Source organism: Belliella buryatensis, assembly GCF_900188245.1.
Lineage (GTDB): Bacteria > Bacteroidota > Bacteroidia > Cytophagales > Cyclobacteriaceae > Belliella > Belliella buryatensis.
Genome location: NZ_FZOK01000003.1, coordinates 279,190 through 302,831, shown reverse-complemented (window position 1 = coordinate 302,831; position 23,642 = coordinate 279,190). Strand labels below are relative to the sequence as shown.

General features: G+C 39.6%; 25 protein-coding genes. 15 read left to right on the top strand and 10 right to left on the bottom strand.

Annotated elements, in window-relative coordinates; genetic code table 11:
• Positions 1-73: 73 nt before the first annotated feature.
• The 3 genes from CHB66_RS04970 to CHB66_RS04960 are packed head-to-tail and all read right to left on the bottom strand — an operon-like array spanning position 74 to position 3,440.
• On the bottom strand, positions 74-1,147 hold the full coding sequence (locus CHB66_RS04970; protein ID WP_089238567.1) for a DUF4221 family protein: 1,074 nt from the start codon (positions 1,145-1,147) through the stop codon (positions 74-76).
• A gap of 11 nt (positions 1,148-1,158) precedes the next feature.
• Positions 1,159-2,298 carry a DUF4221 family protein gene (locus CHB66_RS04965; protein WP_089238565.1) on the bottom strand — a complete coding sequence of 380 codons (1,140 nt, stop codon included), beginning with the start codon at positions 2,296-2,298 and terminating at the stop codon, positions 1,159-1,161.
• Positions 2,298-3,440: a DUF4221 family protein gene (locus CHB66_RS04960; protein WP_089238563.1), complete on the bottom strand. Its 1,143-nt coding sequence runs from the start codon at positions 3,438-3,440 to the stop codon at positions 2,298-2,300. The genes CHB66_RS04965 and CHB66_RS04960 overlap by 1 nt, the downstream gene beginning before the upstream one ends.
• 174 nt (positions 3,441-3,614) lie before the next feature.
• Here CHB66_RS04960 and CHB66_RS04955 point away from each other — a divergent pair, with 174 nt between their 5' ends.
• Positions 3,615-4,811, top strand: a complete 1,197-nt coding sequence (locus tag CHB66_RS04955) for an MFS transporter (protein WP_089238561.1) — start codon at positions 3,615-3,617, stop codon at positions 4,809-4,811.
• A gap of 66 nt (positions 4,812-4,877) precedes the next feature.
• Here CHB66_RS04955 and CHB66_RS04950 read toward each other — a convergent pair whose 3' ends face one another.
• Positions 4,878-5,384, bottom strand: a complete 507-nt coding sequence (locus tag CHB66_RS04950) for a DUF4890 domain-containing protein (protein ID WP_141107370.1) — start codon at positions 5,382-5,384, stop codon at positions 4,878-4,880.
• 116 nt (positions 5,385-5,500) lie between these two features.
• Here CHB66_RS04950 and CHB66_RS04945 point away from each other — a divergent pair, with 116 nt between their 5' ends.
• The 5 genes from CHB66_RS04945 to CHB66_RS04925 all read left to right on the top strand — a co-directional run bounded on the left by CHB66_RS04945 (position 5,501) and on the right by CHB66_RS04925 (position 8,016).
• The gene (locus CHB66_RS04945) at positions 5,501-5,944 is read left to right on the top strand and encodes a gamma-glutamylcyclotransferase family protein (protein ID WP_089238557.1); all 444 of its coding nucleotides are present in this window, start codon (positions 5,501-5,503) and stop codon (positions 5,942-5,944) included.
• A gap of 87 nt (positions 5,945-6,031) precedes the next feature.
• Complete coding sequence (locus CHB66_RS04940; protein WP_089238555.1) at positions 6,032-6,739, top strand: YebC/PmpR family DNA-binding transcriptional regulator; 708 nt, start codon at positions 6,032-6,034, stop codon at positions 6,737-6,739.
• A 56-nt stretch (positions 6,740-6,795) separates the two neighbouring features.
• A complete protein-coding gene (gene yjjX / locus CHB66_RS04935) occupies positions 6,796-7,371 on the top strand; it encodes an inosine/xanthosine triphosphatase (protein WP_089238553.1) in 576 nt (191 codons plus the stop codon).
• Positions 7,372-7,463: 92 nt separating this feature from the next.
• Positions 7,464-7,778 (top strand): thioredoxin family protein, encoded by a 315-nt coding sequence (locus tag CHB66_RS04930; protein WP_089238551.1) that lies wholly within the window; start codon positions 7,464-7,466, stop codon positions 7,776-7,778.
• Positions 7,759-8,016 (top strand): DUF6952 family protein, encoded by a 258-nt coding sequence (locus CHB66_RS04925; protein ID WP_076498507.1) that lies wholly within the window; start codon positions 7,759-7,761, stop codon positions 8,014-8,016. Before CHB66_RS04930 ends, CHB66_RS04925 begins: the two co-directional genes overlap by 20 nt.
• Before the next feature lie 67 nt (positions 8,017-8,083).
• Here CHB66_RS04925 and CHB66_RS04920 read toward each other — a convergent pair whose 3' ends face one another.
• Complete coding sequence (locus tag CHB66_RS04920) at positions 8,084-9,070, bottom strand: NTPase (protein ID WP_089238549.1); 987 nt, start codon at positions 9,068-9,070, stop codon at positions 8,084-8,086.
• A 107-nt stretch (positions 9,071-9,177) separates the two neighbouring features.
• Between CHB66_RS04920 and CHB66_RS04915 the strand changes: the two genes are divergently transcribed.
• Both CHB66_RS04915 and CHB66_RS04910 read left to right on the top strand, forming a co-directional pair.
• Positions 9,178-10,092 carry a M28 family peptidase gene (locus tag CHB66_RS04915; RefSeq protein WP_089238622.1) on the top strand — a complete coding sequence of 305 codons (915 nt, stop codon included), beginning with the start codon at positions 9,178-9,180 and terminating at the stop codon, positions 10,090-10,092.
• 71 nt (positions 10,093-10,163) lie between these two features.
• Positions 10,164-11,942, top strand: coding sequence for a chloride channel protein (locus tag CHB66_RS04910; RefSeq protein ID WP_089238547.1), 1,779 nt, complete (start codon positions 10,164-10,166; stop codon positions 11,940-11,942).
• 1 nt (position 11,943) lies between these two features.
• On the opposite strand, the gene CHB66_RS04905 is transcribed toward CHB66_RS04910, so the two are convergent.
• The 4 genes from CHB66_RS04905 to CHB66_RS04890 form a co-directional block, all read right to left on the bottom strand.
• Positions 11,944-12,132 carry a hypothetical protein gene (locus CHB66_RS04905; protein WP_089238545.1) on the bottom strand — a complete coding sequence of 63 codons (189 nt, stop codon included), beginning with the start codon at positions 12,130-12,132 and terminating at the stop codon, positions 11,944-11,946.
• On the bottom strand, positions 12,129-12,959 hold the full coding sequence (gene prmA, locus CHB66_RS04900) for a 50S ribosomal protein L11 methyltransferase (RefSeq protein ID WP_089238543.1): 831 nt from the start codon (positions 12,957-12,959) through the stop codon (positions 12,129-12,131). The genes CHB66_RS04905 and prmA overlap by 4 nt, the downstream gene beginning before the upstream one ends.
• A 31-nt stretch (positions 12,960-12,990) precedes the next feature.
• Positions 12,991-14,490: a sodium:proton antiporter gene (locus tag CHB66_RS04895; RefSeq protein WP_089238541.1), complete on the bottom strand. Its 1,500-nt coding sequence runs from the start codon at positions 14,488-14,490 to the stop codon at positions 12,991-12,993.
• A 192-nt stretch (positions 14,491-14,682) separates the two neighbouring features.
• A complete protein-coding gene (locus tag CHB66_RS04890; RefSeq protein ID WP_089238539.1) occupies positions 14,683-15,909 on the bottom strand; it encodes a Glu/Leu/Phe/Val dehydrogenase dimerization domain-containing protein in 1,227 nt (408 codons plus the stop codon).
• Positions 15,910-16,221: 312 nt separating this feature from the next.
• Here CHB66_RS04890 and CHB66_RS04885 point away from each other — a divergent pair, with 312 nt between their 5' ends.
• Positions 16,222-16,698 carry a hypothetical protein gene (locus CHB66_RS04885; RefSeq protein ID WP_089238537.1) on the top strand — a complete coding sequence of 159 codons (477 nt, stop codon included), beginning with the start codon at positions 16,222-16,224 and terminating at the stop codon, positions 16,696-16,698.
• Between the two features lie 247 nt (positions 16,699-16,945).
• Here CHB66_RS04885 and CHB66_RS04880 read toward each other — a convergent pair whose 3' ends face one another.
• Entirely contained in the window at positions 16,946-18,007 is a 1,062-nt protein-coding gene (locus tag CHB66_RS04880) for an anhydro-N-acetylmuramic acid kinase (RefSeq protein ID WP_089238535.1), read from the bottom strand.
• 145 nt (positions 18,008-18,152) lie between these two features.
• Between CHB66_RS04880 and CHB66_RS04875 the strand changes: the two genes are divergently transcribed.
• From CHB66_RS04875 to CHB66_RS04850, 6 genes are all read left to right on the top strand, one after another.
• Positions 18,153-18,878 carry a type III pantothenate kinase gene (locus tag CHB66_RS04875; RefSeq protein WP_089238533.1) on the top strand — a complete coding sequence of 242 codons (726 nt, stop codon included), beginning with the start codon at positions 18,153-18,155 and terminating at the stop codon, positions 18,876-18,878.
• Positions 18,862-20,145: a hypothetical protein gene (locus tag CHB66_RS04870; protein WP_089238531.1), complete on the top strand. Its 1,284-nt coding sequence runs from the start codon at positions 18,862-18,864 to the stop codon at positions 20,143-20,145. Before CHB66_RS04875 ends, CHB66_RS04870 begins: the two co-directional genes overlap by 17 nt.
• 11 nt (positions 20,146-20,156) lie before the next feature.
• Entirely contained in the window at positions 20,157-21,461 is a 1,305-nt protein-coding gene (locus CHB66_RS04865) for a tetratricopeptide repeat protein (protein ID WP_089238529.1), read from the top strand.
• An 86-nt stretch (positions 21,462-21,547) separates the two neighbouring features.
• Positions 21,548-22,090, top strand: a complete 543-nt coding sequence (lptC, locus tag CHB66_RS04860) for an LPS export ABC transporter periplasmic protein LptC (protein ID WP_089238527.1) — start codon at positions 21,548-21,550, stop codon at positions 22,088-22,090.
• A 3-nt stretch (positions 22,091-22,093) separates the two neighbouring features.
• Complete coding sequence (locus CHB66_RS04855; RefSeq protein WP_089238525.1) at positions 22,094-22,303, top strand: hypothetical protein; 210 nt, start codon at positions 22,094-22,096, stop codon at positions 22,301-22,303.
• Positions 22,303-23,589, top strand: a complete 1,287-nt coding sequence (locus CHB66_RS04850) for a hemolysin family protein (RefSeq protein ID WP_089238523.1) — start codon at positions 22,303-22,305, stop codon at positions 23,587-23,589. Before CHB66_RS04855 ends, CHB66_RS04850 begins: the two co-directional genes overlap by 1 nt.
• Positions 23,590-23,642 lie beyond the last annotated feature (53 nt).

Here is a 23,642-nt window from a genome sequence, read left to right as displayed (position 1 = left end):
TCCGCCGGAATGTCAGTCGAATCTGGCCAATCAGGCCACTTTCACTGTTCAAAAACATTCCGGTTGAGAGGGGTCAGCATACTCCGGAATATCCATTAGGAACTCCATCTACATTATCTGTAATTTCTTTTTCATTAATCACTTTAAAATCCTCACTGATAATACTAATAAAGACTTTGGATTTGATTTTTTCCTGATCTATTCTTGGCATATTGAAAGAGGTGATTCTATAAAAAACATGATTTACATCATCCCACAAAAGATTAGAAAAACTCACCTCCTCTTGTATTTCATTCATGATTCTGAAAAAAGCTTCCTCGGAATTTACATCATTTTCGTAATCCTTTATTTTTTCATTTGGTGTCAAAGAGTTACTTATCGTAATGTACTCGAGTGAGTTTGTCTTTGGATCGAATTGATAGATATTGTTAAAGACATTGGTGCAAAAAATCAATTTATCCTTATGCCGCGTGTAGTCAAGAGAAGGAGGAGCGGTGGAGGTAGAAATACCGCCATTCATTTCCACCGTAAAAGTTACTCTGAATTTTTCTCGTTTATCGAATTCAGTTAGTTCGATTAATTTGGTCTTTTTATTCGTCAAATCCACCTCAATAAAATTAGAATTCAATCTTTGGGGAGTTGCGATGGCACAGTATAGAGTTTCTCCGTCATCAGAAAAACCATAAGGTATAAGAGATTCATTTTCATTGAGTTCTCCTTTCATCCAATCTTCGTCTATACTGATAGTTTTAAGGAGATTGCCATTCATATCAGCAATATTGATTTGGGCCCATTGTACAAATCCTATTTTGTCTTCACCAATTAAGATGATTCTGTTTGGAAATTGACCAACACCATTTGGGCCTTCTTTTTCAAACCTTCTTTTTTCAAGAAAGACCATTTCATTCAAATCAACGATCTCAAGAATATGCGATCTATAGTTCCAAAAATATAGTCGGTCTGCACTTTGATTTAAAGTTTGATTATAAAAGTTGGTCGCTGCCATCAAAATCTCATCCCCTGAGTCCACTACCACCGTATCCATACTTATCGTGATATCGGCATAATTTCCAGCTGAACTTTGATCAGAATTTCCCCCACAGGATATGAGGAGAAGTGCGGCAATTGGTAGTATAAAATATTTCATTTTTGTATTTGTTAGTTGATTTTCATTCTAATAAATCCTAGCTCATCATCTACATTCAAGTAGCTGTAGATTAAGCCATCTTTTACAAATAGCGCCTCTGGTGCTCTATTGATCATTTCTGAAATTTCTTGCTCTCCAATCACTTCAAAATTTTCATCGATGATACTGATAAAGACTTTAGACTTTACCTTCTCGTCTCCTACCGTAGGGAGGTTAAAGGAGGCAAAACGGTAAAAAACATTGTTGCTATCATCCCAAAAAAGCTTACTAAAAAGAATCTCTTCCTTCAGTTTTTTTGTCATCTCTTGCATTTCTTCTATCGTGCCGGGTTCATTGGAATAGGTTCCTGACTTTTCGTTTGGAAAAAGTGAGTTATTGATCTCATGCAGCGTAAGTTCAGCAGACTGCGGGTCGTAGCGGTAAATGGCATTGAAAGCATCACACCAAAAGATCAACTGATCTTTGTAAGCAATGACCTCCAATTTGGGAACATCGGCATAGACTTCCATATACTCACCATTACTTTTCGAAAAAGTAACCCTAAAGTTCTCGCGTTTTTGAAAGGCTTCCAGCGTGATAATTTGCCTTTGTTCTTGCTCAAGGTCTACGACTACTATATTAGAATTTGACTTTGAGAAAAAATTGTTGATCCCGCAATACATCAGTTGACCATCTTCTGAAAAAGCCAATGGTGTCAATGATTCACCTTCATCTAAATCAGCTTTTAGCCATTCCTCATTTAATCTTAAATTCCTGATTACCTCTCCATCCATTTTCGCAAGAATGATCGATTGGGTAAAATTGTTAAATGCCAGTTGCTCATCATTGATCAAATGAATGTCATAAGGATACCTGCCTACCCCATTAGGACCATCTCTTTCAAAGGACTTCTTTTCATCCAGTGTCAAACTTTCCAAATCTATCAGCTCGAGTTGAAAAGATTGAACATCCCAAAAGAACAGTTTGCTCCCAGCATTATTGATCTTCAAGTTGGAGCTTGTGCCTGCCATCAAAATCTCATCCCCTGAGTCCACTACCACCGTATCCATACTTATCGTGATATCGGCATAATTTCCAGCTGAACTTTGATCAGAATTACCACCGCAGGAAAAGAGAAGAAGGCCGGCAAATGGAAGTATAAAATATTTCATTATTGTATTGATAGCTTGATAAATGCAAGTTCATCATCAAAGTTTTGATAGAGCCATATGGCCCCATCTTTTATAAATTCATTTTTAGGTTTTTTCAGAGGTTCCTTTATCTGATATTCTTTCGTCAGTTCGAATTCTGTAGAATACTCGCTGATAAATATTTGAAATTTATCTTCCGAAATTTTCCGATAAAGTAGTCTCAGATACTTATTATTCTCCTGATCAAATAAGAGTTTTCCATAGTTAAACTCCTTTTCCATCTCTAAAATGAGTTGCTGCCATTCATCGAATTCTTTAATCGTATCAAAAGCCTCAAATCTTCGATCAGAAGGAGCCACTTGAGAATCAAGTTCATGATATTGAAGGGATTTTGAACCCATATCATATACATAGAGGCCACTGATAGCCTCAGAAGTAATGAGTATTTTATTTTTCAATGGATTGAAATGAAGAGTCGGCAAATGTACTTTCATGTCCATCCCATTCTTACTTTCATAAAGGAGTCGATAATTATCCAATGCATTAAATTTTGGTAAAGGATTGACAGATCCTTGATAGTTTTCAAGATTAAAACGATTTAGCGATGGATTGAATTTTTTGAACCCTACTTGAAATCCATAGGTATCTGAAGTTGCTTCATCAAAATGCAATATTCTAGGAGCTCCTACTTCACTGAAAGCCTTTCTCAACTTTTCTTCATACAAGTCAATTTCTTGGAGTTTTTTCCCTTCCATATTAAAAAACATGACTCGAAAAGGATTGCTAAGAATAAATTCAGATTCACTGAGCATTTGAAAATGTGAAAATGGATTTGTACCCGTGCCATTTGGGCCTTCTATTTCAAAAGGAATACGATTTGTAAGAGCTAAATTTTCTAAATCTATGACTTCGAGAATGGAGTTATTTTGATCCCAGTGGTACAGAAATTTATCATCTTCCAATTTGCTTACCAATTCAAATTTTACAGCAGCTTGAATTAATTCATCTCCAGAATCAATAAACAAGGTGTCGATTGAAGCCTGAGTAAGTTGAAGTGAATCCCCCAAATTCAAGGAGCCATCTTTTTCTTTACATGAAAAAGAAAAAGTTAACAAAAAGATATAGTTTACTGCCTTAACCCAAGATTGATTCCTAAATTTCATATGAGGAGATTTTTAAAAGTTTCAATATAAACTAGCTTTATAAAATATCATATATTTCTTTGGATAAATTAACATCTACTTAGTTAATTCTTGATTCCGCAGACTTACCATGTGACAAGAGTCTCATTAAATAATCACAAGAAGTTGCCACCTTTGTAAGTGAAATTTTAATCCATGAAGCAAATCAAATTAGGCCTCAAAGAAAATTGGAAACAATTTACCCTCTTGGTCATCATCAATGCTTTTGTCGGTGGGATGGTTGGACTGGAGCGCAGTATTCTTCCACAGATAGCAGAGGTTGAGTTTGCCATCGCTGCCAAAACAGCAATTTTGTCCTTCATTATTGTTTTCGGAATCGTCAAAGCTATAACCAATTATTTTGCTGGAGCATTTGCCAATAAAATAGGAAGAAAAAACTTGCTCGTTATCGGTTGGCTGTTTGCTTTGCCCGTCCCTTTTATCTTGATGTTTGCGCCTACATGGGACTGGATAGTAGCAGCCAATGTACTTTTAGGCATCAATCAGGGTCTTGCTTGGTCATCTACTGTGGTGATGAAAATTGACCTAGTCGGTGAGAACCAAAGAGGCTTTGCCATGGGGCTGAATGAATTTGCAGGCTATCTGGCCGTGGCGCTGGTAGCTTTTCTTACAGGTTATATTGCTGCAGAATACGGTTTGAGACCTTATCCATTTTATCTGGGAATTGGATTGGCTGTTTTGGGAATGCTAGGAAGTATCTACTTCATCAAAGACACCCGAAAGCATGTAGCTGCTGAAAACCAACACAGTGATGTACCCAAACTGCAAAACATCTTTTGGGAAACTACCTGGAAACATCCGAACTTGGGTTCTGTCACACAAGCTGGATTGATCAACAACCTCAATGATGGGATGGCTTGGGGAATATTTCCTATTCTGCTTGCTGTCAAAGGTTTTGATCTTGAGCAAATTGGCATCATCACAGCGACCTATCCTGCTGTATGGGGATTTGGACAGCTATTTACTGGAAAAATGGCTGACTTGTACAGCAAAAAATACCTGTTGTTTATTGGGATGATCCTTCAGGGGATTGCACTTGCATTCTTCCTTTTTGCAAGCTCGATGACTCATTACTTGATTTTAGCAGCGGTCTTAGGGTGGGGTACTGCCATGGTTTATCCTACTTTTTTGGCAACTGTTGCAGAAAACACCCACCCAACTGATCGTGCCAATAGCATAGGTGTATTCAGACTGTGGAGGGATTTGGGCTATGCCGTAGGAGCGATACTGACAGGAGTAATCGCAGATAGTTTTGGTATAGAAATGTCCATTCTCAGCATAGGGGTTTTGACTGGAATCTCAGCAATGATCATTCTGTTCAGGATGAAATAAAAAAAGCCTCACGCTTGTGAGACTTTAAAGAAGAGCAGTAAACTATGCTAACGACATCATTTAATACTAATTACCTCCCCCTCTATTCATGCCACCGCCCATAGGCCGCTGACCACCCCTTTCACCTTCTGGTCTTCTTTGTTTTTTCATCTCCTCCCATTTTGTACGTTGCTCTGGGCTCAGGATTTTTTCAATTTCCTTGTCAAAATCCTCCTCAGGAATTTCCTCGATCTCAATTTCCACCTCTTCTAATTCTTCAACGGCCTCAGCTTTTTTTGCTTTACCTTTTTGCTTCGCTTTGGCTTTTTTGTTCATGGCTTCAGCTTTTCTAGCCTCAGATTGCCCTTTTTCAGCCATCAAGGCCTGATGTTTGGTTCGAGCCATATTTACTTGATGGACTTTCTCCATTTGTTCATCAGACAATTCTAAGCGCTGGGTCATCATTCTTGTCATCATCTCCGCCCTTGCTTCAGGATTCATTGCTTGTCCTCTTTGCATTTGAGGACCTCTTTGGGCTTGGACGAAGACTATTCCAATGCCAAAAGCCAACAGTAGCATGGTTATTTTTTTCATGGATGTAGGGTTTAAATTAAGTAAAATTTTCACTTCAGTGTCTGAGTTTGTATGTTTGGTCTGGAGTTTTGGAGCATCCCAAACTCCCTGATAAATATACATAAATATCTTTCCAAATGGAGACATTTCTATACTTTGGCTATGCGAGCAATTTGGATGTCAGTACCTTAGAAGGACGGCTTCAGAAAAGACCTAAATTACTTGGTACAGCAGTCTTGCCACATTTCGGTTTTCGATTCAACTATCAAAACCCTGATGGCTCTGCCAGAGCTAATGTGATAGCTAGTCAAAATGAATCCGTCTATGGGCTTTTATATGAGATCTCGGAAGCTGATAGAGGCTATTTTCTCCAATCAGAGCCTGGCTATGATTTTATAGAAATGGAAGTATTGACCAAAGATGGTTCAAAAAAAGCTTTTACCTTTATTTCTTCGAAAATCACCAAGGGAATTTTTCCAAACAAAGCATATCTAGATACGATTATCAAAGGAGGACAAGCTAATCAGATACCGAAAGGCTATCTGGCAAGTATCATCAACCGGGCGGGGAGTTTTATTTAAATGACTTGCTGGTATGGATTCGCAGGCTCCTACAATCAGTCTAATGAAAAATTTTATTAATTTTACCCCAATTAAATACGTTTCAACATGGGAAGAGCTTTCGAGTTTAGAAAAGAAAGAAAATTCAAACGCTGGAGTAAGATGTCCAAGGTGTTTACCCGCCTTGGAAAAGAAATAGTCATGGCCGTAAAAGCTGGAGGACCGGATCCGGCTAACAATACCAAGCTGCGTACCATCATCCAAAATGCCAAAGGTGCAGCAATGCCTAAGGATAGAATAGAGGCCGCTATCAAGCGTGCTTCCAACAAGGATGAGAAAGATTACGAAGAAGTATTGTACGAAGGCTATGGCCCACATGGGGTCGCTGTTATCATTGAGACTTCTACAGACAACACGAATAGAACCGTAGCAAATGTAAGAAGCTATTTTTCCAAATGTAATGGTTCATTGAGTACTTCCGGCTCTGTAAGCTTTATGTTCAACAAAAAAGCAGTATTTAGATTTCTGCAGGGAGAATATGATATTGAGGAGTTAGAATTGGAGCTGATCGATTTTGGATTGGATGAAGTTGCCGAAAACGAAGGAGAGATCTTCGTTTACACAGCCTTTGAAGATTTTGGCAACATGCAGAAAGCTTTGGAAGAGCGAAATATCGATATTATCAATGCAGATTTCCAATGGTTCCCGACTACGACAGTAGAATTGACAGAGGAGCAAGAAGAAGAGATCAACAAGCTGATAGAAAAATTGGAGGATGACGATGATGTCAATCAGGTCTTCACCAATATGGCATAAACAAACTGAGACCTGCTGGGATCAACTGGCAGGTTTTTTTCATTAATAAAGAAGACATGGCTTTTCCGAAGAGAAAAAACATCAAAGAAGAAAAAAGACAAAAATTGGTTATTGTGGGAAGTAAAAACCCCGTAAAGATCAGTTGCACAGACCTAGGATTTCATCAAGCATTTGATAGAGAGGCTTTTTTGATAGAAGGGCTGAACGTGAGTTCAGAGGTAGATGACCAACCTATTGGTGACGAGCAGACTTACCTTGGCGCCTATAATAGAGCCAAAAATTCAAAAAATGTATTTCCTGAAGCAGATTTTTGGGTAGGTATAGAGGGAGGAGTAGAAGAGCAAGCTGGCGAAATGTATGCTTTTGCTTGGGTAGTCATCATAGATCCTACTGGAAAGATAGGGAAAGCTAAGACAGCCACATTTTTTCTACCTAATGTGATCACGGATTTGATCAAAGGGGGAATGGAGCTGGGTGCTGCCGATGATCAAGTTTTCAATAGAGAAAATTCCAAGCAAGGAAATGGTGCAGTGGGTATATTGACCAATGGTGCTGTCAATCGCAAGGAATATTATGCGCAGGCGATAATTTTAGCATTAATTCCTTTCCTCAACAAGACTATCTACATTTAAGCTTTCAATGGTGCATTGAAATTTTCGATTGGTTTTTGAACACTTTGGACATTAATTTTGTAACTCTAAATAGGAATTAAACGAAAGAAAATATGTTACAGGAATTAGAAACTGACACTTTGCAGAATTTAATACAAGAAAATGATAAAGTGGTAGTACAATATGGCGCTACTTGGTGTGGAAACTGTAGAATCATGAAGCCAAAGATGAAAAGATTGGCAGGAGACTACGAAGGAATAACTTTTCTTTATGTAGATGCTGAGAAATTACCTGAGTCTAGAAAATTAGCAGCTGTAACCAACTTACCTACTTTTGCTACTTTCAAAGGTGGCCAATTGGTCAATCAAGTTCAGACAAACAAAGAAGAAGGATTAAAAACATTGATCGATGAGATTGCCAATAATTAAGCACGTACTGGGTTTTATCGAAGCCAATGATGAAGACTGGGTGAAGGAGACCATCGAATTGTTGGAAAACATGACGGAAATACCATCGCTCAAGGATGAGGAAATTGAAGTGATGGGTGAATTGCTGTCCAATCTGTATGGAACATTGGAGGTCAATCAGATGATCAAAGAAGGAATGGATAAAAAGGAAGCTATGAATGCCTTCATGAAGCGCGTGACAGGTTCGATAGATAAGTAATAAGCGAAAAGTTGTTTAATCACCAAGTCAAACAAAATCGCAATTTCAAGGGCTCTGCGGAGCCCTTTTATTTTTGAAGATTTGACAAGAACTGACTCAGTGCAGTTCTCCAGTTTGGATGAGCATCCCAAGTTGGACCGATATAGAGTTCGTTTCTCACCAAGAATTTGATGTAATATTTCACGACGATTCTAGAAGCTTCTTCTTCTTCCACCACAGGAAGTCCCATACTTTTCATCAGGTCAGCCTCTCTGCCTTCGACACGCATCAGCACAAACTGCACCCTTTCTCTAATCAACTCAGCCTCAGATTTGGCCTCGGTCAGAAATTCCACCTGATAAGGATAATTCGTTTTAAATATACCTTCTAAGCCTCGTTTTTCAGCTTCTTGCTCCGCAGCGATTGCTTCTGCGGATTTTCCCAACAAGTCATAGCGGTACATGGTCAGGAAACTTGATTCTCCAGCAGATCCGCTGAGTGGTACACCTAGTTTAAAAACATCTAGGTTCAATGGATTTCTAGGTAAAAACCTATTTGTTCCTCCTGCTATGGCTCCAGCAGCTGCAGGGTATTCAGGCACATCTAGCACCAGGTAGTTGTGCGAGCGGCTCTTTTTTCCCAATGCTTCTAAAGCCTGAACCATTCCTCCCAAGTCAGGCAATTGAAGCGAAAAAACCCCAGCATTTGGAACCAAGTTTTTGTTCATGGTGTAGGGTGCGATATTCAAGGCAAGTTCCCCACTGGCTTTTCTGGTGAGAATGACGATGTTTTTGATCAAGCGCTTATTGAAGGCTTCCGCAAAACCTGTCTGCACTTCTTCCGAAAGAGTTACATCTTCTAATTCATAATAGGCTACAGGGTCCCCACCAGCTTCTACTAGCGCTGGATGGATGGCTTCTGCTAGTTCTTTCCAACTCAAGACTGGTCGAGCTTGTGGTGCACTAGAAATCATGACGACAGATTTACCATTCAGAAAGGTATCTGGTAGTCCTCCTTGACCAAATAGGTCGATTGCCAATAAAAAAAACAACAGCGTCGCTGAGAAATACTTCATATTTTTAGATATTGCCAGAGATATACAAGCTATCACGAATATAAGCAACGTACCGAGAAATTTTAAATTATCTGCTTGAATTAAAAATCAACATGTTTATTTCCACTATGAAACTAACAAAATCTAAACTACTTCTTATTGTATTCCTTCTACTTGGTTATAATTCTTCCTTTGCTCAAAAAATCGATCAAGAGCAATTGATTAAAGATATACAATACTTAGCATCTGAAGAGCTAGAAGGAAGAAAACCGCTCTCTGAAGGAAGCCTCAAAGCAAGAGCTTATATCAAGGAAAGATTCAAAATATTGGGCTTGAGCAGTCAATATGATGATTATACCCAGTTTTTTGAATTCACCAATAGGAGAGAAAATAAAACTTATGAAAATGCAGCAAATATAATTGGGTTTATACCAGGTAGTGAATCTGATAAAATAATAGTCATTATGGGTCATTATGATCACCTTGGTAAGAGAGGAGAGGAGGCGTTTTTAGGAGCCGATGACAATGCTTCGGGTACAGCAGCGATGATGGCGTTGGCAGGTTATTTTGCAGAAAATAGACCCAAGCACTCGATGATGTTTGTGGCTTTGGATGCCGAAGAGATGGGCATGCAAGGTGCAAGAACCTTGGTCAATGATTTTCCTTTTGAGCTTGAGCAAGTAAAAGTGAATATCAACATGGATATGGTCAGTAGAAATGGCGACAATGAACTCTATGCTGTCGGAACCCACCATTATCCGTTTCTAAAGCCTAGCTTGGAGCGTGCTTCGGCGGGGAAAAGCCCTTTTTTGAAATTTGGTCACGATATACCTGGCTCTGGTAGAGAAGATTGGACCAATGCCTCAGACCATGCTCAGTTTCATCAAAAAGGGGTTCCATTTATCTACTTTGGAGTGGAGGATCATCCGGACTATCATACACCAAGAGATACTTTTGAAAATATTCAGCCAGAATTTTTCAAGGGAGCTGTAGAGTTGATACTAGCATGCGTACTTGCACTTGATGAAGACTTGCTGAATTGATTTTCAGCAAGTCTTCTTTTTTTTAGCTTAGAATATCCGCTAAATTTGAAGTTGTATCTAGCACTAAGATTTTGGCAAAGACTGATTTAATCACCCGTTTTTTGATCTGGAGACTCAGACATCTGAGCAACAAAAACTTTGTTTTGATACTGAGTGGTGTAATTGGAATATTGGCTGGACTGGCCGCAGTCATTCTTAAGACTGCAGTACATGCAATTCAGAAGTTTTTGACTCAAAGTTTTTACGAGGATTATGCTAATTTCTTTTATATCATCTATCCGGTGATAGGGATAGGTTTGGCTTATGCCATTGGAAATTACATCCTAAAAGATATAGGTGGACATGGTATTCCAGACTTGTTGTATAATATTGCTAAAAAGAGCAGTATCATTCCTCGAGTGAAGATGTATAGCAGGGTAGTCACTTCTGCCATTACAGTTGGTTTTGGAGGGTCGGTGGGACTAGAAGCTCCTATCGTAGTGACAGGTTCTGCTATTGGATCCAATTTTGGAAGCTTGATGCACCTGAGTGCGAAGAAGAGGACGCTCTTGATAGGCTGTGGGGCGGCAGGAGCTATTTCAGCTATCTTTGGAGCACCTATTGGCGCGGTGATTTTTGCGATAGAAGTAATACTTTTGGAGCTAAGCGTTGGAAGCTTTATTCCCTTACTGATTGCCTCAGTGACAGGGTCTATTACTTCTATGCTTTTGCTCGGAGAAGACGTCATGTTTTCCTTCAACTTATCTGATGAATTTCTTGCGGGTCATATGCCATACTATTTCCTTCTGGCGATGGTGACAGGTATCATTTCGCTCTATTTTAGTAGAGTTGTGTTGAGGACCGAAGCCTTATTGGATATGATGAAGGATCCTTGGGTCAAGCTACTCTATGGGGGTGCTTTCTTAGGATTGATTGTATTTTTCTTTCCGCCAATCTACGGTGAAGGTTATGATACACTCAATGCCTTGATTGATGGGGAGCCACAGAGAGTTTTGCAGAGAAGCCCTTTCTTTGCAGAGATTGACAATCCTTATTTCATTATTATCTTCTTGATGCTCGTTGTCTTGATCAAACCTATTGCATCTGCCATTACCATAGGGAGTGGAGGAAGTGGGGGTATTTTTGCACCATCTTTATTTGTAGGTGGGATTGTAGGTTTTGTCTTTGCTTATGCTGCTAACCTTTTCGGAGTACCAATGGCCCTTCCAATAGCACATTTTACACTTGTAGCCATGTGTGGGGTCATGAGTGGTGTACAGCACGCTCCTCTCTCTGCTATATTCTTGATTGCGGAGGTCACAGGAGGCTATGAACTCTTTTTGCCTTTGATGCTAGTCTCAGCTATTTCCTTTGTGACCACCACTTACTTTGATAAGGATTCACTTTATATCAAGCAACTCAAAGGAACTGGCAGGTACCTATTCGAGTCCAAAGATGAAGAGGTATTAGACACCATCAATATCAGAAAAATTATGGAGACGGACCTGCTTACGATTCAGCCTGATTCCAGCTTAAAGGACCTCTGCGGCTTGGTGCAACTGTCCAAGAGAAATATCTTCCCAGTGATCAGTCAATCAGATGAATTGATGGGGATCATTACTTTGGATGATATTAGAGATATCATGTTTGATGCCGAAAAACAAGAATCCGTCAAAATCAGTCAACTGATGCACAGTCCACCTGATATCATTCTTCCTAATGAAAGCATGCAACATGTCATGGACAAATTCGAAAAGTCAGGCGCTTGGAATTTACCAGTGGTTGAAGATGGCGTTTACCTAGGGTTTATTTCTAAATCTCGAATTTTCAATGCCTACAGAAAGCGACTGCAAAGACAAAATCAAGATTAAATTACTTTTTTGAGGCTTTATATTGAAACCAATAAAGCCCAGGAAAAATCAACGCTTTCAGTTTCCAGTCATTTTTCTCCTTCATCCCTAGCGCTGTATCTTCATGTACAGTCCTGTACATCTTCCCCGCTAGCAAGGCATGTGCAATAAGTAAAAGGAAGATGCCTGCGTAAATGATCAGTTCTGTCATTGCTTCTCTAAAATTAATGCAGCCCAGTTATCCTTGTCTTTTTGCTTCAAGAGCCTTAAGCCTTCCTGTGCAGCTTTTTGTTCAATATCTGTGATGTCATGCGTATAAAAACCACTTAATAAAAGAAAACCGCCACGACCCAGCAATGAAGCATAAACTTCCATCTCGTCTAACAAGACATTTTTATTGATATTGGCCAGTACGATGTCGAATATACCCTGAGGTGCAACTTCTCTCACTGTACCCAAGCCCATCTTTACCGTTGACATGCCATTGAGGTCAAAGTTTTCGTTGCCATTCTCCACGCACCAATCATCAATGTCAAAAGCTTCCACTTGCCTAGCACCTAGTTTGTGTGCCATGATGGCCAGTATGCCTGTTCCTGAACCGATATCAATGACTCTTTTGCCTAGGTGATCTAAGTCAAGTTGGTGCGAAAGCATCAAAAACGTAGTCGCATGGTGACCTGTCCCAAAAGACATCTTCGGGTTGATTAGAATTTCGTGTGCTATCTCAGGCTTTGGCGCATGAAAAGAAGCACGCACATAGACTTGTTCGCCCACTTGAATTGGATCATAATGTTTCTCCCACTCCTCGTTCCAATTCACTTTGGCCATTACCCCCTCTTCCACTAGGACATGGGCTACTTCCTGATATTTTTCTAATACTTCTTGGTAAGCTTCTCGATCAAAAAGCCCCTCTTCAATATATGCATCCAGTCCCTGATCAGTTTCCAAAAAGGAATCAAAGCCAACTTCTGCCAATTCCGCTATCAAAACCTCTCTGAAGTCTTCTTTGCAGCTGATTTTAAACTCTAAATATTGCATATTTTTAAAAGGTATAGGTAAGCAGGTTGTTTTATACAAAAGCAAAGAAAATCAACCATGTGATGATCAAAACAGGTAGTAAGATTGGAATGGAAAATCTGATGATGTAACCAAAGAAAGAAGGCATTTTTATACCACTTTGTTCAGCGATGGATTTCACCATGAAGTTAGGTCCATTACCTATATAAGTCATCGCACCGAAGAATACTGCCGCAATGGAGATGGCCATCAACTCAAATGCCGAGTCATCATACATGTCCATGGCAAAATCCTTGACCTGAGAAACATTGCTAATCTCAGCACCTTGAGAAGCCATCGCAGCAGCAAGGAAGTTCAGGTAAGTTGGAGCATTGTCTAAGAAACCAGAAAGTACGCCTGTTCCCCAATATAAGGTATTGTGGGTAATCAAGGCAGCCCCATCTGGAGATTTGGCAAAGTTACCCACCAACTCCAAAGCTGGCATCATGGTGCCGAAGATTCCGATAAAGATAAAAGCGACTTCTCGAATAGGTTCGAAATTGAATTCATTGCCCTTGATGGCTTTCTGATCTGCATACCTGAATGAAAAATAGGCTACTGAAAGCATGATGAACTCTCTCAGAAAGGAAAACTTCTGCCCATCATACCTGATAGCTGGTACCCATTCGATCACATTCGGATCCAAAAATACTGACCCAATGACAATGGCTAGCCAAATGAAATTTTTAGCTCCAATCAATCCAAATTTATTGGTGTAGGCAGCCTCTTCGAGATCATCTTCCTGCGACTTACCAAATTTCTTATCTACAAAGTAAAAGACTGTCGAAAGGATGGTCAAAGCTATGATCCAAGCTGGCCAATTGTGCTCTAGGGTCCAGAAGAAAGGAATTCCTTTTAAGAAACCTAGGAAAAGTGGAGGATCACCAATTGGAGTCAATGAGCCACCAATATTACTCACCATGAAGATGAAGAAAATGATGTGATATGCTTGGATATTTCCTCTATTGAGTCGGATGAATGGTCTGATTAGTAGCATAGAAGCACCAGTAGTTCCGATCAAGTTGGAGATTAAGGCTCCTATGAGTAAGATACTCACATTGGCTAATGGGGTGGATTTTTTGTCTATTTCAATCAATATACCCCCAGAAGCGATATATAGGGAGGCTAATAGCGCGATAAACTGCACATACTCTGCAAGGGCATGTACTGGACCATGTGCATTTCCAAGTACAAATAAGTAATAGAATACTACGATGATAGCAAGTCCAACGGCTACTTTGGGATAATTATGATGCCAAAAATGCTCGTAAAATAATGGCCCTGTAGCAATCATCAAGAGCAATAAGACAAATGGAATGACCAGCCAAACAGGTGCATCATGATGATCATGAGCATCATCATGAATATGAGCTGCCACACTCTGAATTTTATCAGTTTGGGTGAGGCTATCTATTTGTTCAGTTTGGGGATCAGCTTGGGCATGTGCTTCTGAAGAGGGTAAAACAAATAAAATTCCTATCAGCAGCGCAATTGCAGCAATAAAGTTTTTCATTCAAATGCTTTTTATGGGTATATCCAAAGATTAGCCTGATGTCTAGCCAAAATTTCTCAATTACAAATTTGCAATTGTGGAGAAATCATCCCGCTAAACTACTTATTTTGAATGAAAAGGACTAATGAAAACAATTCAGCCAGCTCCAAATAATTTTGATATTTGGTTACTGGCTGATGATTGGTAAAATTGTTATACGAGTTGTTTCAGGGCAATTTCGAATGAAGCCTGTGCAATTCTTGTCTTGCTAGGATTGACTTCAAATGTTTTTTTCATTGCCTTGGCAATAGTTCTACTTACATCTTTGAAAATGGCATCATCTGTTAATTCAGCCTTGTCAGACATCAAGTAAGCGAATACCCTTGCCATCCCACAATTAGCTATAAAGTCAGGAATGACGGAGATTTGCTCATCAGTCCAAACGCCTGTTGGCCCAAAGAAGATCTCGGGGTCTGCAAATGGGACATTGGCGCCACAGGAAATCACCTCCAAGCCAGCTTTCACCATGCGCTCAGCTTGATTTTTATTGATCAACCGAGATGCAGCAGCAGGAATGAATATTTCTGATGGGATGTCCCAGATTTTAGCGTTGATCTCTTCAAAAGGCATCATGTCCGCTGCCACTAGTTTGTTTCCAGCTCTATTGACAAACAACTCGCGGATTTGATCCAAAGAAAAACCATCCTCTTTGATCAGTCCACCTTCACGGTCAATGATACCAACGATTTTGACTCCTTCTACCGCAAGGAAACAAGCTGCCGCTGCGCCTACATTGCCCCAGCCTTGGATGACTGCCCGCTTGCCTTTAAGCTGTCCACCCCAGATTTTATAATAGTGCCTTACCGCTTCAGCGACACCATACCCAGTGATCATATCTGCTACGGTGTATTTCTTTGGACCATTGGGCGTGTAGTCAGGATCTTCTAGTACCTTGGAAACACCTTGGCGCAGTTGTCCTATTTTTCGGATTTTTTGTGGCTCTGTCGCATTGAAGTGACCATTGACTACGCCTTCTTGTGGGTGCCAAAGTCCGTAGGATTCAGTGATTGGGATGACTTCATGGATTTCGTCCACATTCAGATCACCGCCTGTGCCATAGTAATTTTTGAGTAGTGGCATGACAGCCTTGTACCACCTTTGTAGTACTTCAGGTTTTCTAGGGTCATTGGGGTCAAAATTAATTCCTGACTTAGCACCACCGATAGCAGGACCTGAGACAGTGAATTTTACCTCCATGGTTTTAGCAAGAGATTCCACCTCCCTTTTGTCGAGGCCTTTTCTCATGCGAGTACCACCGCCAGCAGCTCCTCCTCTGAGGGAGTTGATCACCACCCAACCTTCGGCTTCAGTTTCGCTGTCACTCCATTCAAAAACGATTTCAGGTTGCTTATTCTCAAACTTCTTGAGTAGTTCTTTCATCTGTTGTAATATTTGGGTTTAATCGTAGGCAAAAATAGAAATAATTGGGAGATAGACAGTATGGTTAGCGGATTTGAAAAATTGAGATAAATGAAAAATTCAATTAAATATGCAATGATCTTGATTTAGATAAAATCCTCCGCACTATTTTTCAGACCTAGTACATAGAGTGCATTATATTTTTTGAACGAAATAAATTGTCTAAAAAGTATTAAATAGTTTTGTACTTTATTTTTGGCTTTGTAATTTAGACCTTAGTTATTTCAACTAGTATTTGGCTTTTATTTAACACAAATTTTAAAACTATTTTATATGAAAAAGTTAACCTTAATCCTTTTCTTTTTAGCTTTTGCTTTTACTTCTTTTGGTCAACAAGCAAAAACTTTTATAGACACAAAAAACCGCTTGCTTTCAGCTCCAAAATACTATCAAAATGAAACTCGTCTTAAAAACAGCGAAATAAAAACATTGATGGAGTTAAATTCAGATACTAAGCAATTTTTGGATAAAGCGTTGAGAAGCCAGAAAATAGTATTGCCACTTTATGTGATCACGACTGTAGGTTTAATTTCTACCTTTTTCATAAGTGATTCTGGGACAAGAGATATTGTTGGCCTTTCGGCTACGGGTCTAGGAATCACTGCCTCAATATTCGAAGCCAATTACAACCTTAATGTGCAAAGAGCTGTCAATCTATACAATAAGAACCTATTTGAAGGTCAAAAGACAAGTACGAGATTAGACTTCAAAGTCGATCCCCTTGCTTCTGGACTGGTATTAACTTTCTAAAAAGTATCCTCTTATCAGCGTTTTATTGGCACGCGGAACCTGTCCCGAAAATCGGGATGACACAGATGTATCGGATTTCTACTGATTTTATTCGCTTAGCTTGGTGTAGATGCAATCTACACCTTCATATTTTTTAGTATATAAAATGAAAAGTAAGTAGCCTATATTTGATCAGCGACCATCCGCTCAATCTGCTCAATCAGCGTTCTATTGACACGCATATTTTTCGGGTTTCCACTGATTTTGTTTAAATACCATAAACCATCCCCCCACAACTATCCCTGCTTGCTCCTGTGACAGAAGCCAAGCAGTTATTTTCGTTTCTTAAGCGAAGCACTCCCAAAAAGGCAAAAATCAGCGCTTCTTTAAAGTCGATAATTGTAGGATCAGCTTTAGGAATATCCAGATTTTCACCCAAAGCTTTTCTCAATTCATCCATAAAATAGCTGTTATAGGCACCTCCTCCAGTTACAAGCAATTTCCCTTTTGCATTCGGGATGACTTTTTTGATCTGATAAACATAGTGGATGATCAAGGTATGTAATTTATCCTCTATCGGTACATCAGGGTACCTTTCCAAAATATCATAAAATACCTCAAGATCTTCTCTTCCAAGTGATTTGGCTCCTCGTTTATGGTAAAATGGAATTTCATTGAGCTCTCTTAAAATTTCCGGGAATAAAACACCGCTGCTTGCAAGAGCTCCTCCTTTGTCATATGGCATCCCTTTTTGCTGAGCATAATGATTCAGAAGTAAGTTGAAAGGACAGACATCAAAGGCAGTCCTTTGATCTGCAGCATCCAAACTGATATTGGCAATGCCACCCAAATTGATACAGTAATCATAGGCACCGAAAAGCAGCATATCTCCGATAGGAACCAAAGGTGCACCTTGACCTCCTAGCTGTACATCAAGCATGCGGAAGTCATTGATAACGGGCAAGCCTGAAGCTGCATGAAGCGCCCAGCCATTTCCAATTTGTAGACTAAGCCCTTTGTTAGGTTGATGGAATACAGTATGTCCATGGGAAGCTATGGCTTGTGGCGCTATGGCATGTTGCTCACAAAATAACTTGACCTCTTGCCCCATCCATCTACCAAAATCTATATCTAATAAAGAAAGCTCAAGACCAGAAAATGTGTGACTTTTGAGCAATCGTTCTCCAAGGTTTTCTGGAAAGGGAATGGTCTCTGCATAAGGAATTTCGAAGGTCCATTTTTCATCCTTGGAAAATTGAGCAAAGGCGATGTCCAAGCCATCTCCTGATGTACCAGACATCAACCCGATCATGTGATAGCTCTTGGTCATGGTTAATTTTTGTTAAATAAATAGGCTTAAAGTTAAAAATAATCTTTTGAAAACAGCCCTCAGGTTAAAATGACTAATTTAGCCGACTGACTGGATTTTCAAATCAAAAAATGCTGGGATTTCTCAGCGCTATTGCACACAAGTATTGAGACAATTTATCGTAGATATAGGCAATACAAGGATCAAGACGGCGGTTTTTGAAAGAGAGGAGATGCTGGCCACAAGTTCCTTCGAATCGCTCGCCGATTTGAAATCATATATATCACAGCAGAAATTTGACGCCTGTCTGATCAGTTCAGTCAAGTATGCTGAGGAAGATTTGAAAGAAGCTTTGGGTTTTGACTTTCTGTATCTCACACGGGAAACGGCAATACCGATTAGCAACAAGTATGGCACCCCGGATACGCTTGGAGTGGACCGCAAAGCGGCCGCCGTAGGCGCTAGGGCGAAGTTTTCTGAAGGAAATCTGCTAGCGATTGACCTAGGGAGTTGCATTACTTATGATTTCCTCAATGCAGCTGACGAGTACTTAGGAGGAGCGATTTCTCCAGGACTTGCCATGCGCTTCAAGGCCATGCATCAGCAGACTGCCAGACTGCCATTGGAAGTGCTCAACGAACAAGAAATGCCACAGTTACTGGAAAATAGTACTCGAAGCGGCCTTAGGAGCGGTGTATATCATGGTATCCTTTTCGAAATGGAAGGATTTATAGCAGCTTACAAGCAGCAACATCAAGATTTAAAGGTCATTATTTGTGGAGGAGACTCAAAATTCTTTGAAACCTTAACAAAAGACTACATATTTGTAATCCCCAATTTGGTCCTGTTCGGATTGAATAGAATATTAACATACAATGTCCATAAAAAATAGACTGCGATTACTCGGCACCTTGGGTGTCTTTTTCATATTTACCAACGCTTTTTCTCAGACGACGGCATCCTCTTACAGTGCCTTGGGTCTTGGTGAATTCAACTACGGAGGGCTTACACACAATCAAGCCATGGGTGGTTTGGGTATCAGTTATGGTACAGGATGGGCGATCAACAATGTCAACCCAGCGCTCTCTACCCGAAATACGGTATTCAACTTTCAGGCAGCGATGACCTATAGAAATGTGAATGCAGCCACGACTTCCGAGTCCGAAACTTTGGACGGTGGAGGACTTTCTTATTTAGCCTTGTCCTTACCGCTCAAATCGACCAAGCTCACTATGGGCATGGGAATCAATCAATTGACAGGAGTGAATTATAACATTTTAGTCAATGGTGATGTTGCTAATTCAAATCTAAGCTCGGTCAATAGGGTAGAAGGTGAAGGAGGTATATCAGAAGCATACCTTTCGACGGGATATTACTTAGCCAAAAACCTCAGTGTAGGTTTGCATGCGTCCTACCTTTTTGGTTCTACGATCAGAACCAATCAACTGAGTTTATTAGATAGTGCGAGAAATCAAATAGGTGCTACCTCAGAATATTATGAAAGATTCACGGTAGCTGATGTTTCCTTCAAAGGAGGGATACATTATTTCTTCAAAGTAGGCGATGGTAAAAACATTCACCTAGGCGCCATTTATCATATGTTTGGGGATATTAGAGGAAAACAGTTTGCGAAAGTCGCCGATCAGGGCGAAGCTAGCGACCCCGATGCACCCGGAGATATCATCAATAATAATGATAGAGGAACAATTTTCCTTCCTAATAGATTAGGTTATGGTATATCTTTCGAAAAAATTAATAAATTTGTAGTTGGTCTTGAAGCTCAATTTCAAGACTTTAGCCAATACAGGAACTTTGCAGGGGAAAGTGGAGATCTTGGAGAAAGCTTCAAGGTAGGTCTAGGGGCTCAATTTATCCCAGACGCTTTCTCTATGGACAACCTTCTTAAGCGAGCTACCTATAGAGTTGGGCTGGAATACATCCAAACGCCATACGTTGTCAACCAATCTCAGATCACTGATGTTGGCATCAATTTTGGAGGCTCGCTTCCAGTAAACTCCCTGTCATTGGTCAACATGGCTGTGAAAGTTGGAACTCGAGGAACAACTGGAAATGGCCTGATAAGAGAAAATTACTTTAACGTAAGTTTCGGATTTTCTCTCAACGATAACACGTGGTTTTATAAACGATCATTTGAATAAACTAAACACCTATGAAACTTAAATTTGTATTAGCCGGGTTAGTGACCTTCATGGTGGCAGGATTTGCGCAGGCGCAAGACGGTTGGAATTGGCCATCTGATGAGAAGATGGAAGCGAAAGCGAGGGAGTACAATGCTGCTTACTCTGATTATTTGAATTCAGAACAATATATTGAGGCTACGAAACCACTAAATTGGTTGTTGGTCAACGTTCCAGAACTCAATGAATCTATTTATATCAAAGGAGTGTCTGTATATCATGGCGCTCAAGGAGCAACAGATGATGCAGCTAAGAAAAGAGCTTACCAAGATTCAGTACTTACTCTATTTGATCTAAGAAAGCAATATTTCGATAGAGAAGATGTTTGGATCGAAAATAAGGCCTTCTATGCATACAACTACAATAGGGGCGAAAAAACTAAAGTTGGAGATGCTATAGAAGTTTTCAATAGGGTAATTGAAGTAAATGGTGAATTTAGAACACCTTCTTTGTTAGCTGGTTACTATGACCTAGTTTACAGAAATTACATGTGGAACAAAGCTTACAGCAAAGAGGAAATCATTAGTAAATATGACAATATTACTGCATTGGTTGAGGCTGCTCAAGCAAATGGCGTAGATGTAGCACAAGCTACTGGCACTAGAGATCAATTGATCGTAGCAATGGAATTGATTGACTGTGATTTCATAGAAAACACCTTAGGTGCTAAGTTCAAAGCAAACCCGCAAGATGAAGCATTGGCTAATCAAATTTTCAAATATTCGGTCCAATATAAGTGTTTAAACACTACAGCGTTCAATATGGCATTGGAGTATATTGATACCAACAATCCATCATTCTCAACTTCTCAAGTAAGAGCAATGAGATTGATGCAAAATGGAGATTATGAAAAGGCACAGCCAATCTTGGAGAAAGCATTGACACTAGCTGAAACTGATGTTCAAAAAGCAGACGTTCAAATGGACCTTGCTAAAGTTCATGGTCAAGCAAATAGAAAAAGCGCTGCAAGATCAGCTGCAATGGAAGCAGCAAGACTTGATGCTGAAAAGTCAAAAGATGCGTGGAGGCTTATTGCGCAACTTTATATGAGTTCTTTCAATGATTGTAAGGGTGGTGAGAGCAGAGCAAAAGATTACTCTGTATATATCGCAGCTTACAATGCTTATCAAAGAGCTGGTGATTCTTCAGGAATGGCTCAAGCTAAGTCAAGATTCCCATCTAAAGAAGAGTTGTTCACTGAAGGGCTTCAGGCTGGTCAGACGATCAACACAGGATGTTGGATTGGCGAGACTGTGACTTTGGCCACAAGAGATTAAGTTAATCCTAAAAAATATAACTATCCTAAAAGGCGGTTCCTGAAACCGCCTTTTTTTGCTTTGTAAGCTTTATGTATATTTGCCAGATGTCGAGAATATTGCCTCTTATTGGACTGTTTGGAATCTTGTTGCTAGTATCCTGCAAAGGAGAAGAGGATACGAGTTTTCTGGAGTCTTACTTAGGCCCGGCATCTATTGCTTATGATATTGATTTGGTGCATTCGGATAGTACAGTCATCAAGATTAATCTTAAAGCTAAGAAGCAACTCGAATTCCAAAATGGAGACAATGAATTTCCTGACGGCATAGAAATTTTTTTCTATGATGAAGATGGAGCGCTTACAACGAAAATCAGAGCAAATAGAGGCTTTTATATCAAAAAAGAGGATATTTATCGTGGTGAAGGGGATGTACAAGTAGAGAACTTTGAAAAGCAACAAAAGCTATCTTCTGAGGAGCTCTTTTGGAATCCGACAAGAAAAAAGATTTATACAGAGAAATTTGTCACCATCCAAGACCCCCAACGCTTGATTAAGGGAACAGGGATGGAGGCTGATGAATCTTTCAGTGAGTATGAAATTTATTCCGTGATAGACAGTAGAACAATTATCCCAGGAGAAGGAAATTAGATCATGAAATTGAAAGATATCATACTTTTATCACTTTCTGCTGCTTTGGTAGTGATCGGAACACACCTAACGATTACCGAGGGGATTACACTATCCTATCCGGTATTTATGCTGGCAATAGCGATTTTGTTTTGGTATAGGTATAGAAAAAATGAAGCCCTGATCAAAGATAAAGAACAGGAAGCAAATAAAAAGATCAAGAAAAAGAAATAATGGAATACCAGTATCTCGCTTATGTATTGATTACTTTGGTGTTTTCGGCTCTTTTTTCAGGAGTGGAGATTGCATTCATTTCATCTAATAAATTGCAGATTGAGCTTCAGAATAAACAAGGACAATATTCAGGCAAAATTCTGGCAAGATTTGTCAAAAGGCCTGGGCAGTTTATTGGAACAACCTTAATTGGAAATACCATTGCATTGGTGCTTTATGGCATTTTTATGGCTAGTTTGTTAGAACCGATGATCAAGGAATGGATACCTGATAGCTTTGACAATCAGGCCAGCGTTATGGTGGTACAGACGATCATTTCAACCATTATTGTATTGATCACTGCTGAGTTTATCCCTAAGAGTATCTTTATGCTCAACCCTAATAGCTTATTAACTGCCTTATCTCTACCTTTCTTGGCAATTTATTATTTGATGTATCCGGTGGTTTGGTTTGTGGTGGGCTTGTCAAGGTTTTTTATTACCAAGGTCTTAAGATTAGAGTACAGTGAAGATAAGCCAGTTTTTAAAGTGACTGATTTGAATAGTTTTATTCAAAATAACCTACATCAAGACGGAGACGAGGGTAAAATTGAAGTAGATACGAAGATTTTTGATAATGCAGTAGAGTTTAAGTCTATCAGAGTGCGCGAATGTATGGTTCCGAGAACGGATATCGTGGCTGTGGATATTGATGATAGTGTCACCGAACTCAAAGATATTTTTGCCGAAAGTGGACACTCTAAGATCATCGTCTACAGAGAAAGTATAGATGATGTGATAGGATATTGTCATCAGTTAGAGTTATTCAAGAAACCCAAGTCCATTGAAGATATTTTGACACCGATTATCATTGTTCCAGAATCAGCACTTGCCAATGAGCTTTTGGTTCAGTTTATTCAAGAGCGAAAGAGTTTGGCGCTTGTGGTGGATGAGTTTGGCGGTACAAGTGGAATTGTGTCTATGGAAGATATCATAGAAGAGATATTTGGGGAGATTCAGGATGAGTATGACAATGATGATTTGATAGAGCAAAAAGTTTCAGACCATGAATATCTGATGAGCGCAAGACACGAAATAGATTACCTAAATGATAAATATAATTGGGAGTTACCCTACGGAGAATTTGAAACGCTCTCTGGATTAGTCATCTCACTTATAGAAAATATACCCAATAAAGGTGAGTCTGTCTCGTATGGACCTTTCACGTTTACGGTGGTGGCCAAGCAGGATCACCGCATAGATACTTTGAAAATCAAAGTTAATTCCCCAACAATTTCCAAGAAGTAATTTATTGAGAGCGATAATATTTTGAATTTAACGCTAGATGTAATTATTTTGCG

What these genes read in the sequence shown, in the direction of transcription:
- CHB66_RS04895 (WP_089238541.1), bottom strand. Translation starts at nt 14,490, where the DNA reads ATGAAAAACTTTATTGCTGCAATTGCGCTGCTGATAGGAATTTTATTT.
- CHB66_RS04915 (WP_089238622.1), top strand. Translation starts at nt 9,178, where the DNA reads ATGAAACTAACAAAATCTAAACTACTTCTTATTGTATTCCTTCTACTT.
- CHB66_RS04930 (WP_089238551.1), top strand. Translation starts at nt 7,464, where the DNA reads ATGTTACAGGAATTAGAAACTGACACTTTGCAGAATTTAATACAAGAA.
- CHB66_RS04890 (WP_089238539.1), bottom strand. Translation starts at nt 15,909, where the DNA reads ATGAAAGAACTACTCAAGAAGTTTGAGAATAAGCAACCTGAAATCGTT.
- CHB66_RS04965 (WP_089238565.1), bottom strand. Translation starts at nt 2,298, where the DNA reads ATGAAATATTTTATACTTCCATTTGCCGGCCTTCTTCTCTTTTCCTGC.
- yjjX (WP_089238553.1), top strand. Translation starts at nt 6,796, where the DNA reads ATGGCTTTTCCGAAGAGAAAAAACATCAAAGAAGAAAAAAGACAAAAA.
- CHB66_RS04950 (WP_141107370.1), bottom strand. Translation starts at nt 5,384, where the DNA reads ATGAAAAAAATAACCATGCTACTGTTGGCTTTTGGCATTGGAATAGTC.
- CHB66_RS04945 (WP_089238557.1), top strand. Translation starts at nt 5,501, where the DNA reads ATGGAGACATTTCTATACTTTGGCTATGCGAGCAATTTGGATGTCAGT.
- CHB66_RS04885 (WP_089238537.1), top strand. Translation starts at nt 16,222, where the DNA reads ATGAAAAAGTTAACCTTAATCCTTTTCTTTTTAGCTTTTGCTTTTACT.
- CHB66_RS04960 (WP_089238563.1), bottom strand. Translation starts at nt 3,440, where the DNA reads ATGAAATTTAGGAATCAATCTTGGGTTAAGGCAGTAAACTATATCTTT.
- CHB66_RS04925 (WP_076498507.1), top strand. Translation starts at nt 7,759, where the DNA reads ATGAGATTGCCAATAATTAAGCACGTACTGGGTTTTATCGAAGCCAAT.
- CHB66_RS04955 (WP_089238561.1), top strand. Translation starts at nt 3,615, where the DNA reads ATGAAGCAAATCAAATTAGGCCTCAAAGAAAATTGGAAACAATTTACC.
- prmA (WP_089238543.1), bottom strand. Translation starts at nt 12,959, where the DNA reads ATGCAATATTTAGAGTTTAAAATCAGCTGCAAAGAAGACTTCAGAGAG.
- CHB66_RS04920 (WP_089238549.1), bottom strand. Translation starts at nt 9,070, where the DNA reads ATGAAGTATTTCTCAGCGACGCTGTTGTTTTTTTTATTGGCAATCGAC.
- CHB66_RS04880 (WP_089238535.1), bottom strand. Translation starts at nt 18,007, where the DNA reads ATGACCAAGAGCTATCACATGATCGGGTTGATGTCTGGTACATCAGGA.
- CHB66_RS04940 (WP_089238555.1), top strand. Translation starts at nt 6,032, where the DNA reads ATGGGAAGAGCTTTCGAGTTTAGAAAAGAAAGAAAATTCAAACGCTGG.
- CHB66_RS04905 (WP_089238545.1), bottom strand. Translation starts at nt 12,132, where the DNA reads ATGACAGAACTGATCATTTACGCAGGCATCTTCCTTTTACTTATTGCA.
- CHB66_RS04970 (WP_089238567.1), bottom strand. Translation starts at nt 1,147, where the DNA reads ATGAAATATTTTATACTACCAATTGCCGCACTTCTCCTCATATCCTGT.
- CHB66_RS04870 (WP_089238531.1), top strand. Translation starts at nt 18,862, where the DNA reads ATGTCCATAAAAAATAGACTGCGATTACTCGGCACCTTGGGTGTCTTT.
- lptC (WP_089238527.1), top strand. Translation starts at nt 21,548, where the DNA reads ATGTCGAGAATATTGCCTCTTATTGGACTGTTTGGAATCTTGTTGCTA.
- CHB66_RS04855 (WP_089238525.1), top strand. Translation starts at nt 22,094, where the DNA reads ATGAAATTGAAAGATATCATACTTTTATCACTTTCTGCTGCTTTGGTA.
- CHB66_RS04850 (WP_089238523.1), top strand. Translation starts at nt 22,303, where the DNA reads ATGGAATACCAGTATCTCGCTTATGTATTGATTACTTTGGTGTTTTCG.
- CHB66_RS04865 (WP_089238529.1), top strand. Translation starts at nt 20,157, where the DNA reads ATGAAACTTAAATTTGTATTAGCCGGGTTAGTGACCTTCATGGTGGCA.